We start from the raw sequence: 15,023 nt of genomic DNA, 5'->3' as shown, positions 1-15,023 counted from the left end.
TTCGCATTTTATCCGTCATTTGTTGAAACCGGTTTCAGGAGAATAACAATGCCACCGGAGATCGCCATCACCACCTCGGCCTTTGGCGCCGACGGGGTCCGTACCCAGGGTCAGGCCGCCTGGCTCGACCTGATCGCCGCCGCGGGGGCCAGCCATGTGGAAATCCGCGCCGAGCTGTTCACCGATGCCCCCGATTTCACCGCCCTGGGCGCGGCCATCAAGGCCGCCGGCCTGGGCTGCGTCTACTCCGTTCCCCTGGAGCTCTGGCCCGAAGCCGGAGCGGCCCTGTCGCCGCACCTGCCCACGGCACTCGCCGAAGCGCGTCAGCTGGGCGCCGATACCCTCAAGGTGTCCCTCGGTCACTATCGCACCGCGGCCGACCTGCAGTCCCTGGCCGAACAGCTGGCGGGCGACGGTCCGCAGTTACTGGTGGAAAACGACCAGACCGCTCAGGGAGGACGGGTCGAGCCGCTGCGCGCCTTCATCCAGGCCGCCCGGGCCAAGGGCCTGCCGGTCGGGCTGACCTTCGATGTCGGCAACTGGCGCTGGCAGGACGAAGATCCCCTCCAGGCCGCACGGCTGCTCGGCCGGGACGTCCGCTACCTGCACTGCAAGGCGGTGCGCCGACGTGCTGGCGGCCTGCATGCCGTGCCCCCGGAAGCGGCCGATCTGCTGGCCTGGCAGAGCCTGATGGTCCACTTCCCCGCCGGCTTGCGGCGCGCCATCGAGTTTCCCCTCATGGGGACCGATCTGCTGGCCGAGACCCGCCGCCAGGTAGCGGCCCTGCGCACCTTCGATAGCCAGCAGCGGGAGGAGCGCCAGCATGGCTGACTTCGACATCCTCGCCTTTGGCGAAACCATGACCATGTTCGTCGCCGAGACCCCTGGCGAGCTCGCCACGGTCGGCCAGTTCGGCAAACGTATCGCCGGCGCCGACAACAACGTGGCGATCGGCCTGAGCCGCCTGGGCTTCAAGGTCGCCTGGCTGTCGCGGGTCGGTGACGACTCCTTCGGCCGCTTCGTGCGCGCCAGCCTCGAAGCCGAGGGCCTGGACTGCAGCCGCCTGAAGGTCGATCCGCAGCATCCCACCGGTTTCCAGCTCAAATCCCGCGTTTCCGATGGCAGCGACCCGGTCGTCGAGTACTTCCGCCGTGGCTCGGCGGCCAGTCACCTCAACATCGAGGAAGATTTCGACCCCAGCCTGCTGCGGGCGCGCCATCTGCACGCCACCGGCATTCCCCCGGCCCTGTCGCCCAGCGTCCGCGCCTTCAGCCGCCATCTGCTGGAAGCCATGCGGGGTGCCGGACGCAGCATCTCCTTCGATCCCAATCTGCGGCCTTCGCTGTGGGACAGCGAGGCGCAGATGCGCCGCGAACTCAACGAACTCGCGGCGCTGGCCGACTGGGTGCTGCCCGGACTGGCCGAGGGCCGCCTGCTGACCGGCTACGACACCCCGGCGGACATCGCTGCCTTCTATCTCGACCGCGGGGTCAAGGCCGTGGCCATCAAGCTTGGCCCCGAGGGCGGCTACTGGCGCACACCCGAGGCCGAGGGTGAGGTACCCGGCGTCGCCGTGGCCGAGGTGGTCGACACCGTCGGCGCCGGCGATGGCTTCGCCACCGGTTTTGTCAGCGGCCTGCTCGACGGCCTCGACGTCGCCGCCGCCGTCGCCCGGGGCAACTGGATCGGCGCGCGCGCCGTGCAGGTCGTCGGCGACATGGAAGGACTGCCCCACCGTCACGAACTACCCTGATCTACACCCCTACAAGAACAATCAAGCAGGTGACCTCATGAACGCCTCTTCTCTCGCTCCACGCCGCTGGTGGTATCTGATGCCAGTGGTCTTCATCACCTACAGCCTGGCCTACCTCGACCGGGCCAACTACGGTTTCGCCGCCGCCTCGGGCATGGCCGACGACCTGGGCATCACCCCGGCGATGTCCTCCCTGCTCGGCGCCTTGTTCTTTCTCGGCTATTTCTTCTTCCAGGTGCCCGGCGCCATCTATGCCGAAAAGCGCAGCGTCAAGCGACTGATCTTCTGGAGCCTGATCGCCTGGGGCGGCCTCGCTACCCTGACGGGCATGGTGCCCAACGTTACCCTGCTCATCGCCATCCGCTTCCTGCTCGGCGTCGTCGAAGCGGCGGTGATGCCGGCGATGCTGGTCTATCTCTGCCACTGGTTCACCAAGCGTGAGCGCTCACGGGCCAATACCTTCCTGATCCTCGGCAACCCGGTGACCATTCTCTGGATGTCGGTGGTCTCGGGCTATCTGATCCATGCCCTGGACTGGCGCTGGATGTTCATCATCGAAGGCCTGCCGGCGGTGATCTGGGCCTTCATCTGGTGGCGCCTGGCCGCCGAGCGTCCCAAGGATGCCAAGTGGCTCGCCGCTGAGGAAAAGGCGCGCCTGGAGGAGGCGCTGAAGGCCGAGCAGCAGGGCATGAAGCCGGTCAAGAACTACGCCGAAGCCTTCCGCTCGCCCAAGGTCATCCTGCTGTCGCTGCAGTACTTCTGCTGGAGCATCGGCGTCTATGGCTTCGTCATCTGGCTGCCATCGATCCTGCGCCAGGGCGCCCACCTGGACATCGTCCAGGCCGGCTGGCTGTCCTCCCTGCCCTATCTGGCTGCCGTGCTGGCCATGCTCGGGGTGTCCTGGGCCTCGGACCGCATGCAGAATCGCAAGCTCTTCGTCTGGCCGCCGCTGCTGATCGCCGCCCTGGCCTTCCTGGGCTCCTTCGCCCTCGGCACCCAGCACTTCTGGTGGTCCTATGCCCTGCTGGTGGTCGCCGGAGCCTGCATGTACGCCCCCTACGGCCCCTTCTTCGCCATCGTCCCCGAGATCCTGCCGGGCAACGTCGCCGGCGGCGCCATGGCGCTGATCAACAGCATGGGCGCCTTGGGCTCCTTTGCCGGCTCCTATCTGGTGGGCTATCTCAATGGTGTGACCGGGGGCCCCGGGGCCTCCTTCGGGTTCATGGGCGGCGCCCTGCTGGTAGCGGTGGTCCTTACCCTGCTGCTGCGTCAGGAACCAGCCAGCCGCACCGCAGCGCTCAAGCCCGCCACCAGTCACTAGAGGAATACCCTGCCCATGAAAAAGAAGGTGATCCATTACAAGGCCCTCTCGCCCGCCCTGACCGCACGGCTGAGCGAGGCCTTCGACCTGGAGTACATCGACGTCAAGGCACCGGGCGGCGAAGCCCGGCTGCGCGAGCGTCTGCCCGACGCCCAGGGCCTGCTCGGCTCCAGCTTCAAGCTGACCCCCGAGCTGCTGGACCTGGCGCCCCGACTGGAGGCCATCGCCAGCGTCTCGGTCGGCTTCGACAGCTATGACCTGCCCTATCTGCAACGCCGCGGCATCCTGCTCTGCAACACGCCGGACGTCCTGACCGAAAGCGTGGCCGACGCCGCCTTCGCCCTGCTGCTCGCCACGGCGCGGCGCATCGTCGAGCTGGCGGACTGGGTACGTGCCGGCCAGTGGCAGGCCAGTCTGGGCGAAGCGCATTTCGGCTGCGACGTCCATGGCAAGACCCTGGGCCTGGTCGGCATGGGCCGCATAGGCCAGGCCATCGCCCGCCGCGCCCACCTGGGCTTCGGCATGCAGGTCAACTACACCGCCCATGCCGCCAAGCCCGAGGTGGACGAGCGCTACGCTGCGCGTTTCCTGCCGTTGCCCGAGCTGCTGACGAGTTGCGACTTCCTCTGCGTCACCGTGCCCCTGAGCGACGAGACCCATCACCTGCTGGGCGCCGCCGAGCTCGCTCGACTGCCGGCGCACGCCATCCTGATCAATGTCTCGCGCGGCCCGGTGATCGATGAAGCCGCCCTGATCGCGGCGCTGCAGGAAGGCCGACTGCGCGGCGCGGGGCTGGATGTCTTCGACCGCGAGCCGGTGGCGCCGGACTCGCCCCTGCTGCAACTGCCCAATGTGGTGCCGACACCGCACCTTGGCTCGGCGACCCACGAGACCCGCGAAGCCATGGCCCGCTGCGCGGTGGACAATCTGCTGGCCGCCCTCACCGGTCAGCGCCCGGCCAACCTGGTCAATCCGGAGGTCTGGCAGGGCCGCAAGTGAGTCTTGGCCGTCATTTGCGGTCAGATGAACATCACCCCCCACGGAGAACGCCCATGAATGCCTTCGACGATCCCCAAGCCTTCGTCAACCGCGTGCGCGAGCAAGCCGCCGATGCCGAGCGCAGCGGCGACATTCCACGCCTGCTGCAACTGGTCAACGAGCTGGCCACCGCCTTCGAGCGCCAGGCCCGTAGTACGGCGCAGGACAACGCCGGCGTGGTCCGGGCGGTGGAGGAATTCGAACGGCACGAAGGCACCTGATTTCGCCTTCTGCCCAACAGCCCGGCTGTTCGCCCTTCAGGTACCGTGACGGACCAGCGCCCCGAGGCCTAGCATCCAGTGCCTATCGCGACCCACTCCCTGCTTGGCCGGCTGCTGCAGCTGGTCCCGCGGGACACGCCCGCTCCCTTGCGCTACCTGGGCGCAGCCGTGCTTATTGCCATCGCAGCAGGCATCCGGCTGAGCCTGGGAATCGACAGCCTGCCCTATCTGGTCTTCATTCCCTTCATCATGACGGCGGCCTTCTGGTTCGGCCTAGGCCCCGGCCTCTTCGCCACCCTGCTTTCCGTCCTGCTGGCCGAGACGCTGTTCGTCAAGGCGCCCGCCTACTTCGCCCTGTTTGGCGAGCGCTGGGTGTCCCACGCCCTGTTCGTGCTGGTGAACGTCACGATGGCGGTGGTCTGCGTCGCCCAACGCCGCAGCTTGGAATCCCTCTATCGCGTTGCCGGCAACCTCGGTGAAGAAGTCACCTTGCGCACTCGCCAACGCGACCTCATCTGGCTGGCCAGCCCCGACCTGCTCTGCACGGCGACCCTGGAAGGTGAGCTGCTGGATCTCAATCCGGCCTGGACCAATACCCTGGGCTGGAGCGAGGAGCAGCTGCACCAGGAACCCTTCATGGCCTTCGTCCATGCCGAGGACCACGCGCCTACCGAAGCCGCCCTCGCACGCCTGAAGCAAGGTGAGCCGGTCTTCGGCTTCGAGAATCGCTATCGGCATCGCGAGGGCGGCTATCGCTGGCTGTCATGGAATTCGGTAGTGCAGGATGGCCTCATCTATTCCACGGTGCGCGAGGTCACCGCCATCCGCGAGCAGCAGGAAGCCTTGCGCCAGGCCGAGGAACAGCTGCGCCAAAGTCAGAAGATGGAAGCCGTGGGCCAGCTCACCGGCGGTATCGCCCATGACTTCAACAACCTGCTGACCGGCGTGATCGGCAGCCTCGACATGCTCACTCTGCGGATCAACCAAGGTCGTTTCGCCGATCTCGAACGCTATACCGGTGCAGCCAAGGGCTCCGCCGAACGCGCCGCGGCCCTCACCCATCGGCTACTGGCCTTTTCGCGGCGCCAGGCATTGGACCCTAGCGCCACCCAGACCAACGATCTGGTGCTGGGCATGGAAGAACTCATACGCCGTTCGGTCGGCACCCAGGTGGAGATCCACATCGAACTCGCCGAGGCGCTCAACCTCATCCTCTGCGATCCCCACCAGCTGGAAAACGCCCTGCTCAATCTCTGCATCAATGCGCGGGATGCCATGCCCGAAAGCGGCACGCTGCGCATCGTCACCGCCAATCGCCGCCTGACCGACACCCAGGCAGCCGCCCTGGAGCTGCCACCTGGCGACTACGTGACCCTGGCCGTGCTCGACACCGGCTCGGGGATGCCACCCGAGGTCCTGGCGCGCGCCTTCGATCCCTTCTTCACCACCAAGCCGGTCGGCATGGGCACTGGTCTTGGCCTGTCGATGATCTACGGTTTCGCCAAGCAATCCGGGGGCGTTGCCCACATTGCCTCGGCGCCAGGCGTGGGCACCACCGTCACCCTCTACCTGCCGCGCCTGATAGCGGCGCCCGCCCCGCCGGTCGAAACGCCGCCATCGCCGCAGGCGCGCTATCCCGAGGGGATGACGGTCCTGCTGGTGGACGACGAGCCCATGGTGCGAATGCTGGTGGACGAAGCCCTGCGCGAACACCAGATCCGCACGCTGGAGGCGACGGATGCCGCCACTGCCTTGCAGGTGCTGGAATCCGATACGCCCCTGGATCTACTGATCACCGACATCGGCCTGCCGGGCGGTCTGAACGGCTGCCAGCTCGCCGCCTTGGCCCGCGAAAGACGGCCAGGGTTGATGACCCTGCTGATCACCGGCTACGCCGAGACCGACCTGCCGGGCGACCCCCTGCGCACCCCAGGCGTCCAGGTGCTGGCCAAGCCTTTCACCCTGGACAGACTCCTGATCCAGATCGATCTGTTGCTGGCTTCCCGCGAGCAGCCGCCGTCGGCGTGACGGCGCGCCTCTGAGCCGAGCGGGGCCGACAAACGCCGCGAGTTGTTGGACAATACCCGGCTATTCAACGGCAACCGGATCGAAACACCCGCATGAGCGATCTCTCCGCGCACACGCCCATGATGCAGCAGTACCTCAAGATCAAGCATCAACATCCCGAGCAGCTGCTGTTCTATCGCATGGGCGATTTCTACGAGCTGTTCTATGACGACGCCCGGCGTGCCGCCAAGTTGCTCGACATCACCCTGACCGCGCGCGGCGCCTCGGCCGGCAAGTCCATCCCCATGGCCGGCATTCCCTTCCACTCCGCCGAAGGCTACCTGGCCAAGCTGGTCAAGCTCGGCGAATCCGTGGTGATCTGCGAGCAGATCGGCGATCCGGCCACCAGCAAGGGGCCGGTGGAGCGTCAGGTGGTGCGCATCATCACCCCGGGCACCGTCAGCGACGAGGCCCTGCTCGACGAGCGCCGCGACAACCTGCTGACTGCCGTGCTGGGCGACGAGCGCCTGTTCGGCCTGGCCGTGCTCGACATCGCCAGCGGCCGCTTCACTGTGCAGGAACTGGCCGGCTGGGAGACCCTGCTGGCGGAGCTGGATCGCCTCAACCCCGCGGAACTGCTGATTCCCGACGACTGGCCTGCCGGCCTGCCCGCCGAGAAGCGTCGTGGCGTACGCCGCCGGGCGCCCTGGGATTTCGATTGCGACTCGGCGCTCAAGAGCCTCTGCCAGCAATTCGGTACCGGCGACCTCAAGGGCTTCGGCTGCGACAAGCTGGGCCTGGCCATCGGCGCCGCTGGCTGCCTGCTGGCCTATGCCAAGGAAACCCAGCGTACCGCCCTGCCCCACCTGCGCAGCCTCAGGCACGAGCGCCTGGACGACACCGTCATCCTCGACGGCGCCAGTCGCCGCAACCTGGAGCTGGACGTCAACCTGGCCGGTGGCCGCGACAACACCCTGCAATCGGTGGTGGATCGTTGCCAGACCGCCATGGGCAGTCGCCTGCTGACCCGCTGGTTGAATCGTCCCCTGCGCAATCGCGCGGTGATCGAAGCCCGCCAGGACGCCATCACCTGCCTGCTGGAAGGCTATCGCTTCGAAACGCTGCAGCCGCAGCTCAAGGACATCGGCGACCTGGAGCGCATCCTCGCCCGCATCGGCCTGCGCAACGCCCGCCCGCGCGACCTCGCCCGCCTGCGCGATGCCCTGGCCGCGCTGCCGACGCTGCAGGAAGGGCTGACGCAGATGATCGCGCCGCACCTGCTCGACCTCGCGCGCAGCATCCAGACCTATCCGGAACTGGCCGCCACCCTGGCCCGCGCCATCATCGACAACCCGCCTGCGGTGATCCGCGATGGCGGCGTCATCAAGCGTGGCTACGACAGTGAGCTGGACGAACTGCAGACCCTGAGCGAGAACGCCGGCCAGTTCCTCATGGACCTGGAGGCCCGCGAAAAGGCCCGCACCGGCCTGCAAGGTCTCAAGGTCGGCTACAACCGCGTCCACGGCTACTTCATCGAGATTCCCAGCCGGCAAGCCGAATCGGCGCCGGCCGACTACATCCGTCGCCAGACCCTCAAGGGCGCCGAGCGCTTCATCACTCCCGAGCTCAAGGCCTTCGAAGACAAGGCCCTGTCGGCCCAGAGTCGCGCCCTGGCGCGGGAAAAGGCCCTTTACGAGACGCTGCTGGACGAGCTCATCGGCCACCTGGCGCCCCTGCAGGACAGCGCCGCGGCCCTGGCCGAGCTGGACGTCCTGGCCAACTTCGCCGAGCGCGCCCTCAACCTGGACCTGAACAAGCCGCGCTTCGTCGAGGAGCCCTGCCTGAAGATCGGCCAGGGTCGCCACCCGGTGGTGGAACAGGTGCTGGAAACGCCCTTCGTTGCCAACGACGTCACCCTCGACAACGACACCCGCATGCTGGTGATCACCGGCCCGAACATGGGCGGTAAATCCACCTACATGCGTCAGACGGCGCTGATCGTGCTGCTGGCCCATGTCGGTAGCTTCGTCCCGGCGGCCAGCTGCGAGCTGTCCCTGGTCGACCGCATCTTCACCCGTATCGGCTCCAGCGACGACCTGGCCGGTGGCCGCTCCACCTTTATGGTGGAGATGAGCGAAACCGCCAACATCCTGCACAACGCCAGCGAGCACAGCCTGGTGCTGATGGACGAAGTCGGCCGCGGCACCAGTACCTTCGACGGCCTGTCCCTGGCCTGGGCCGCCGCCGAGCAACTGGCGCGCCTGCGCGCCTGGACGCTGTTCGCCACCCATTACTTCGAGCTGACCGTGCTGCCGGAAGGCCAGCCGAGCGTGGCCAACGTCCACCTCAACGCCACCGAGCACAACGACCGCATCGTCTTCCTGCACCATGTGCTGCCCGGTCCGGCCAGCCAGAGCTACGGCCTGGCCGTGGCGCAACTGGCGGGCGTTCCGGAAGACGTCATCCTGCGGGCGCGCGAACACCTCGCTCGCCTGGAAGCGGCCAGTTTCAATGGAGAGGTGGGTACGCCGCTGCCGGTGAGCGCGCCGGCCAAGGGCCGCCCGCTGCAGGCCGATCTGTTCGCCAGCGCCGTCCATCCTCTCATCGAGGAACTGGAACGCCTGCAGCCGGACGACATCACACCCAGACGGGCCCTGGAGCTTATCTACGAATGGAAAAAGCGTATCTGAGTTAACGGATACGAGGGTTCCGGCAATGCTGCTAGAATCCGCCGCCTTAGCCTGAGGAGAACGAGCAGATGACCTTCGTCGTCACTGACAACTGCATCAAATGCAAATATACCGACTGCGTGGAAGTCTGCCCGGTGGACTGCTTCTACGAAGGCCCCAACTTCCTGGTGATCCACCCGGACGAGTGCATCGACTGCGCCCTGTGCGAACCTGAGTGCCCGGCCCAGGCGATCTTCTCGGAAGACGAGGTTCCGGCCGGCCAGGAAGCCTTCATCGAACTCAACAGTGAGCTGGCCAACATCTGGCCGAACATCACGGAGAAGAAGGAAGCCCTGCCCGACGCCGCGGAGTGGGACGGCAAGACCGGCAAGCTCGCCCAGCTGGAACGCTAGGTCCTGCGGAAAAAGCCCCGGCAATAAAAAAGGGGGCGGATCGCTCCGCCCCCTTCGTCCCTGTCCCTGAATTCCTGTCACCGTCCTGGTGAACCTCGTCCTGAGGTGTTCCTGATCCGCTTCCTGCCGATCCGTGTCGTCCCAGACACAGCGCCGATAGTACTCCTCTCCCGAACGCTGGCAATCTGCCACAATTTGACCTTCCACACCGCTTCGCTGCCGCGCTGGTAACGAAAAATCGTTATGCAGTAAGCACTTGAAGATCGTTCGTGTGAGCTAAGCGATGCTTTCCGGCAGACCCAAGCGACTCCTGCTTACGTGCGCTGTAAGCCACGACTTACAGCAGCGCACAGAAAAAAGCCCGGAATAATCCGGGCTCCGTTTGGCTGACATTCAGCTAGGGATAATCAGAACAACGAATCACTCGACAGGCCGTTGCGCTCGAAGATTTCCCGCAGCCGCTTGAGGGCCTCGACTTGAATCTGCCGTACCCGCTCGCGAGTGAGGCCGATTTCCTGCCCCACCTCCTCAAGGGTGCAGGCCTCGTGACCACGCAGGCCAAAGCGGCGCACCACCACTTCACGCTGCTTTTCCGGCAGCTCCAGCAGCCACTGGTCGATGCTCTGGTTGAGATCCGAGTCCTGCAGCAATTCGCAAGGGTCGGTGGGACGATCATCGGTCAGGGTATCGAGCAGAGTCTTGTCGGAATCCGGCCCCAGCACCATGTCCACCGAGCTGATCCGCTCGTTCAGGCCCATTACCCGCTTGACGTCCGCCACCGGTTTTTCCAGCAGCGCGGCGATTTCCTCGGGCGAAGGCTCGTGGTCGAGCTTCTGGGTCAGTTCCCGTGCTGCACGCAGGTGCAGGTTGAGCTCCTTGACCACATGGATCGGCAGGCGAATGGTACGGGTTTGATTCATGATCGCCCGTTCGATGGTCTGCCGGATCCACCAGGTGGCATAGGTGGAGAAGCGGAAGCCCCGCTCGGGGTCGAATTTCTCCACGGCGCGAATTAAGCCCAGGTTGCCCTCCTCGATCAGATCGAGCAGTGACAGCCCACGGTTGATATAGCGCCGCGCGATCTTCACCACCAGGCGCAGGTTGCTTTCGATCATGCGCTTGCGGCCGGCGGGATCACCGCGTTGCGCAAGCCGAGCAAAATGCACCTCTTCCGCCGGCGAGAGCAGTGGCGAGAAGCCGATTTCGTTGAGATAGAGCTGCGTGGCGTCGAGTGCTCGGCCATAGTCGGCCAGCTTCGCCCCACGCAAGACCTGATTGCCGCGCCCGGAGAGCGCCTTGGTCATGGCGGAATCGGCGGATTCCTCATCGAAGGGATTGGAATCGAGAAGCAGGACATCATCCCCGAGATCGTACTCGGTTTCTTGTTTGTTCTGGATCATCTTGAGTAACCCTTGCTCGTCTGTGCTTCGAGCCCGGGCGTATCGATACGTTGCCGATGCGCCATGACTCGCCCCCAAAGAGCTGCGGGAACGAGTCGGCACCTAGCGAATCAGCGATTGGGCAGGAATTGCAAAGGATCCACCGGTTTGCCCTGACGGCGAATCTCGAAATGGAGCTTGACCCGGTCGGTCCCGGTCGACCCCATCTCGGCAATGGTCTGTCCTATCTTGACACGCTCACCTTCCCGAACCAGCAACCTACGATTGTGACCGTAGGCACTGACGTAGGTTTCGCTGTGTTTGACGATAACCAGTTCACCATAACCGCGTAAACCATTCCCCGCATAGACAACGGTGCCATCGGCGGCGGCCATCACGGGCTGGCCTTCCTGTCCGGCGATGTCTATTCCCTTGTTTAGACTGCTGCTGGCGGAGAAGCGACTGATGAGGGTGCCTTTCGTCGGCCAGGCCCAACCGGACGCGGATTGCGGGACGTCGCGGGTAGGTGTCTGGGCCGGTGTGACCGGCGTCGGGGGCGGTGCAGCAGGCAGATTGGGCGTCACCACCGGGGTAGCGGCAGTGGGATTGGAGGTCACCGGCGGCGGAATGGGCACCGGGGTCGCGACGGGAGTGCCTGGCGCCGGATTGGAGGCTGCCGGGACGGGGCGGCGGATGATGCGACTGGAACTGCTGGCGCTGGATCCGTTGCCAAAGCGGATCACCTGACCGACATGGATGACAAAGGGCGCACTGATCCCGTTCTGGGCGGCCAGGGCCCGCCATTCCCAGCCGTTGCGCGAGGCAATGGAAAACAGGGTGTCGCCGCGCTTGACGCGATACTGCCCGGAGGTGACCTGGGGAACGCTGCCACGGCCATCGCCGCGGTCGATCACCGGCGCGCGTGAACCGTTGCTCGAGCAGCCCGTCAGCAGCAGGGCGACGAGCACCGCCGCCAGCCAGCCTGACCGCCCTCGTCCTGGAAATCCTTGCGCTCGGGCCTTCACCCGTTCCTCCCGCAGAGTCTGATCATCTAGCGTCCGGCCATCCCGCCGGCCTCAAGCGGCCGCAGCCGTCAAGCTGCCTTGGAGCGCGGTACCGGGGTAACGTTCCCTGTCGCTCACTGGGCCAGGGGTCCGTTGAGCAGGGGTACGAAGCGTACGGCATTGAGTTCGTGGCGTACGAAGCCTTCATCTTCGCGCACGATCAGCAAGAGCTTCTGCTCCTCATCGGCGCCGACCGGGATCACCAGGCGGCCGCCGGGTGCCAGCTGATCAAGCAGTGCCTGGGGGATCTCCCGCGCGGCCGCCGTGACGATGATGCCGTTGTAGGGCGCCAGCGCCGGCCAGCCTTCCCAGCCATCGCCCCAGCGGAACACCACGTTGCGCAGGTTGAGTTCGAGCAGGCGTTCCTTGGCCCGGTCCTGCAGCGACTGGATACGCTCGACGGAAAATACCCGCTCCACGGTCTGCGCCAGGATGGCGGTCTGGTAGCCGGAACCGGTGCCGATCTCCATGACCTTGTCCAGGGGGCCGCCGGCGAGCAGGAGCTCGGTCATGCGCGCCACCATGAAGGGCTGGGAAATGGTCTGGTTATGGCCGATGGGCAGTGCCGTGTCCTCGTAGGCCCGATGGGCCAGGGCCTCGTCGACGAACAGGTGACGCGGCGTGCGGCGAATCACCTCCAGCACCTGGGCGTTGGACAGCCCCTCTTCGTAGAGGCGCTGGATGAGCCGCTCCCGGGTGCGCTGGGACGTCATGCCGATGCCGTGTCTTTGCATATGCTCTTGCCCCTGAGTCATGCCAGCAGCTCCGTCAGTGCCGACAGGCCGGCGAAGCCCTCGCGGAAGGTGCGATCGAACTGTAGCGGCGTCACCGACACATAGCCTTCCAGTACCGCATGGAAGTCGGTTCCCGGCCCGCCATCCACCGCATCGCCCGACACCGAGATCCAGTAGCCCGCCTTGCCGCGCGGATTGATCTCGCGCACCGGCGGCTTGGCCTGGGCTCTGTGACCCAGGCGGGTCAGCTGCAGGCCCTTGATCTGCTCCAGCGGCAGATCCGGGATATTGACGTTGAGCACGGTGCGCGGCGGCAGGTCGAAGCTTTCGTGCAGGGCGACGATACGGGCAGCGATCTCCGCTGCCACCGCCATGTTGTCGGGGCTGCGTGAAACCAGTGAAAAGGCCAGGGCCGGGCGAGCGAGAAAACGCCCTTCCATGGCCGCGGCCACGGTGCCGGAATAGAGGACGTCGTCGCCCAGGTTCGCGCCGAGATTGATACCGGCCACCACCATGTCGGGCGTTTCCTCCAGCAGGCCATTGAGGCCGAGGTGGACGCAATCGGTAGGCGTGCCGTTGACGCCCAGGTAGCCATTGGGCAGGCGCTGCGGATGCAGGGGGCGGTCCAGCGTCAGGGCACTGCTCACACCGCTCATGTCATAGAGCGGCGCGACCACCTGGCACTCGTAGTCCGCACGGGCGGCGAGCGCGGCATGCAGCGCGGCGATACCGGGGGCCAGCACCCCATCGTCGTTGGCGATCAGAAGTCGCATGGATGTTCCGTCTGCCCTGCCTCGCCAAGCGTTACCAGCTCGCGAACCACTGCGGTGGCAAAACAGCCGGCCGGCAGGACGAATTCGAGTTGCAGAATGTCAGGAGCGGGATAATGCCACGTCAGGCCGCCGATGGGGAGGCGCAGGATGCGCCGTTCATGCGAGAGGCCGGCACCGGCCAGCCAGGCGGGCAGCTCTCCGGCGGCCTTCGCCACCTCCTGTTCCAGGGCGGCGGCAGGGCCCTGCACGGGCGATTCGCCGGCGCCCCAGAGCGGGCCGGTAGGGTGCAGATCGAGCGCTGCCAGGCGCGGATCCGTCAGATCGGCGGCGGTCGCCGGGAAGTGGCTGCGGCTGTCGGTAAAGGCCAGCAGATCCCCCTCCTGCGCCCGATTCCAGGAGCCTTCGGCGACGCGCCCGGCCAGCACCTGATTGAACAGCCAGCTGCGCGCGGCGGACAAGGTCCGCGAACGCCGGTTGCGCTGCTCGGGTAGGCGCTGTTCACGGGCGCATTGCTGGGCGTCCACCAGATTGCCGCCCTCATAGCCAAAACGTTGCGGACCGAAATAGTTGGGCACGCCCTCGGCGGCGATGGCCTGCAGCCGAGCCTCCAGCGCCGCGGGATCGGCCTTGAGCCCGGTCAGGCGCAGGCGGAAGCCATTGGCGGCATGGGCGCCGCGTTGCAGCTTGCGCCGGTGCCTACCCTGCTGGAGGATCACCAGCGTCTCGTCGCAGGCGGCCGCAAGATCCGGATCGGCCTTGCCGGGCAGGTGCAGGCTGAACCACTGGCGGGTCAGCGCCTGGCGATCCTTGAGACCGGCGTAGCTGATTGCCCGCTGCGGCACGCCGGCCGCCCGCGCCAGGCGGCGCACCGCCTCCTCGGTATTGAGGCCACGCTTCTCGACCCACAGCCAGAGGTGCTCGCCATCACCGCTCAGCGGGATGTCCAGTACCTCGTCCACCTGGAAGTCCTCGGCGCTGGCCTTGAGAATCGCCTGGCCACAGGGCTCGCCATGGGCGCATGGCCCGAGCAGCTGGTCTTCGGTCATAGCGGCAGCAACAGGGCCACGGCGTGTACGGCGATGCCCTCTTCGCGCCCGACGAAACCCAGGCGCTCGGTGGTGGTGGCCTTGACGTTGACCTGGCCCAGCTCGACCTGCAGGTCCTCGGCGATGGCCTGGCGCATGGCCTCGATGTGCGGCGCCATCTTCGGCGCCTGGGCCGCGATGGTGCCGTCGACGTTGCCGACCTTCCAGCCCTGCTCGCGCACCAGGCCGACTACATGGCGCAGTAGCATCCGGCTGTCGGCGCCCTTGAAGCGCGGATCGGTATCGGGGAAATGCTTGCCGATGTCGCCCAGGGCCGCGGCGCCCAACAGGGCGTCGGCCAGGGCATGCAACAGCACGTCGCCATCGGAGTGGGCGACCAGGCCATGGTGGTGGGGAATACGAATGCCACCGAGGGTAATGAAGTCGCCCTCGCCGAAGGCGTGAACGTCGAAACCGTGACCTATGCGCATGAAGAAAGACGCCCTGGAAAATGACAGGGCGTCGATTCTACCGGCTGGCAACAGCTCCCGTCGCCCTTAGGCTCTGTACCAAAAGTGCCTGCGCTCGGTGATGCTTCGTTGAAAAACGCTTCGGAATGCTCATTT

The 15,023-nt window shown here is 66.1% G+C and carries 13 protein-coding genes and 1 pseudogene; 8 read left to right on the top strand and 6 right to left on the bottom strand.

The features are described 5' to 3' along the window. Window positions 1-48: 48 nt before the first annotated feature. From PJ259_RS22495 to fdxA, 8 genes and pseudogenes are all read left to right on the top strand, one after another. Entirely contained in the window at window positions 49-831 is a 783-nt protein-coding gene (locus tag PJ259_RS22495; RefSeq protein ID WP_271654229.1) for a sugar phosphate isomerase/epimerase family protein, read from the top strand. After that, window positions 824-1,753: a sugar kinase gene (locus tag PJ259_RS22490; RefSeq protein ID WP_271654228.1), complete on the top strand. Its 930-nt coding sequence runs from the start codon at window positions 824-826 to the stop codon at window positions 1,751-1,753. The genes PJ259_RS22495 and PJ259_RS22490 overlap by 8 nt, the downstream gene beginning before the upstream one ends. A gap of 37 nt (window positions 1,754-1,790) precedes the next feature. Further along, window positions 1,791-3,091 (top strand): annotated as a pseudogene (locus tag PJ259_RS22485) (MFS transporter); the annotation flags it as partial. Continuing rightward, on the top strand, window positions 3,090-4,073 hold the full coding sequence (locus PJ259_RS22480; RefSeq protein WP_271654226.1) for a 2-hydroxyacid dehydrogenase: 984 nt from the start codon (window positions 3,090-3,092) through the stop codon (window positions 4,071-4,073). The pseudogene PJ259_RS22485 and the gene PJ259_RS22480, both read left to right, overlap by 2 nt. Window positions 4,074-4,126: 53 nt before the next feature. Further along, on the top strand, window positions 4,127-4,333 hold the full coding sequence (locus tag PJ259_RS22475; protein WP_271654225.1) for a hypothetical protein: 207 nt from the start codon (window positions 4,127-4,129) through the stop codon (window positions 4,331-4,333). Window positions 4,334-4,411: 78 nt separating this feature from the next. Further along, on the top strand, window positions 4,412-6,361 hold the full coding sequence (locus PJ259_RS22470) for an ATP-binding protein (protein WP_271654224.1): 1,950 nt from the start codon (window positions 4,412-4,414) through the stop codon (window positions 6,359-6,361). A 92-nt stretch (window positions 6,362-6,453) separates the two neighbouring features. Continuing rightward, the gene (gene mutS / locus PJ259_RS22465) at window positions 6,454-9,030 is read left to right on the top strand and encodes a DNA mismatch repair protein MutS (RefSeq protein ID WP_271654223.1); all 2,577 of its coding nucleotides are present in this window, start codon (window positions 6,454-6,456) and stop codon (window positions 9,028-9,030) included. A gap of 68 nt (window positions 9,031-9,098) precedes the next feature. After that, on the top strand, window positions 9,099-9,422 hold the full coding sequence (fdxA, locus tag PJ259_RS22460; protein ID WP_059314069.1) for a ferredoxin FdxA: 324 nt from the start codon (window positions 9,099-9,101) through the stop codon (window positions 9,420-9,422). Window positions 9,423-9,829: 407 nt separating this feature from the next. Here the strand turns inward: fdxA and rpoS are convergent, their stop codons facing one another. The 6 genes from rpoS to ispF form a co-directional block, all read right to left on the bottom strand. Then, window positions 9,830-10,822 carry an RNA polymerase sigma factor RpoS gene (gene rpoS / locus PJ259_RS22455; protein WP_059314068.1) on the bottom strand — a complete coding sequence of 331 codons (993 nt, stop codon included), beginning with the start codon at window positions 10,820-10,822 and terminating at the stop codon, window positions 9,830-9,832. 110 nt (window positions 10,823-10,932) lie between these two features. Then, window positions 10,933-11,769 (bottom strand): peptidoglycan DD-metalloendopeptidase family protein, encoded by an 837-nt coding sequence (locus tag PJ259_RS22450; RefSeq protein WP_442964865.1) that lies wholly within the window; start codon window positions 11,767-11,769, stop codon window positions 10,933-10,935. A gap of 170 nt (window positions 11,770-11,939) precedes the next feature. After that, window positions 11,940-12,578, bottom strand: coding sequence for a protein-L-isoaspartate(D-aspartate) O-methyltransferase (locus PJ259_RS22445; RefSeq protein WP_167348579.1), 639 nt, complete (start codon window positions 12,576-12,578; stop codon window positions 11,940-11,942). A gap of 38 nt (window positions 12,579-12,616) precedes the next feature. After that, window positions 12,617-13,372, bottom strand: coding sequence for a 5'/3'-nucleotidase SurE (gene surE, locus PJ259_RS22440; RefSeq protein ID WP_059314066.1), 756 nt, complete (start codon window positions 13,370-13,372; stop codon window positions 12,617-12,619). Then, window positions 13,360-14,418: a tRNA pseudouridine(13) synthase TruD gene (truD, locus tag PJ259_RS22435; RefSeq protein ID WP_271654222.1), complete on the bottom strand. Its 1,059-nt coding sequence runs from the start codon at window positions 14,416-14,418 to the stop codon at window positions 13,360-13,362. The genes surE and truD overlap by 13 nt, the downstream gene beginning before the upstream one ends. Then, entirely contained in the window at window positions 14,415-14,888 is a 474-nt protein-coding gene (gene ispF / locus PJ259_RS22430) for a 2-C-methyl-D-erythritol 2,4-cyclodiphosphate synthase (protein WP_271654221.1), read from the bottom strand. The genes truD and ispF overlap by 4 nt, the downstream gene beginning before the upstream one ends. Window positions 14,889-15,023 lie beyond the last annotated feature (135 nt).

Source organism: Pseudomonas sp. JBR1, assembly GCF_028198185.1.
GTDB classification, from domain to species: Bacteria; Pseudomonadota; Gammaproteobacteria; order Pseudomonadales; family Pseudomonadaceae; genus Chryseomonas; species Chryseomonas oryzihabitans_E.
The sequence above is the reverse complement of the archived record's forward strand: the minus strand, read 5'-3'. Positions and strand labels throughout refer to the sequence as shown.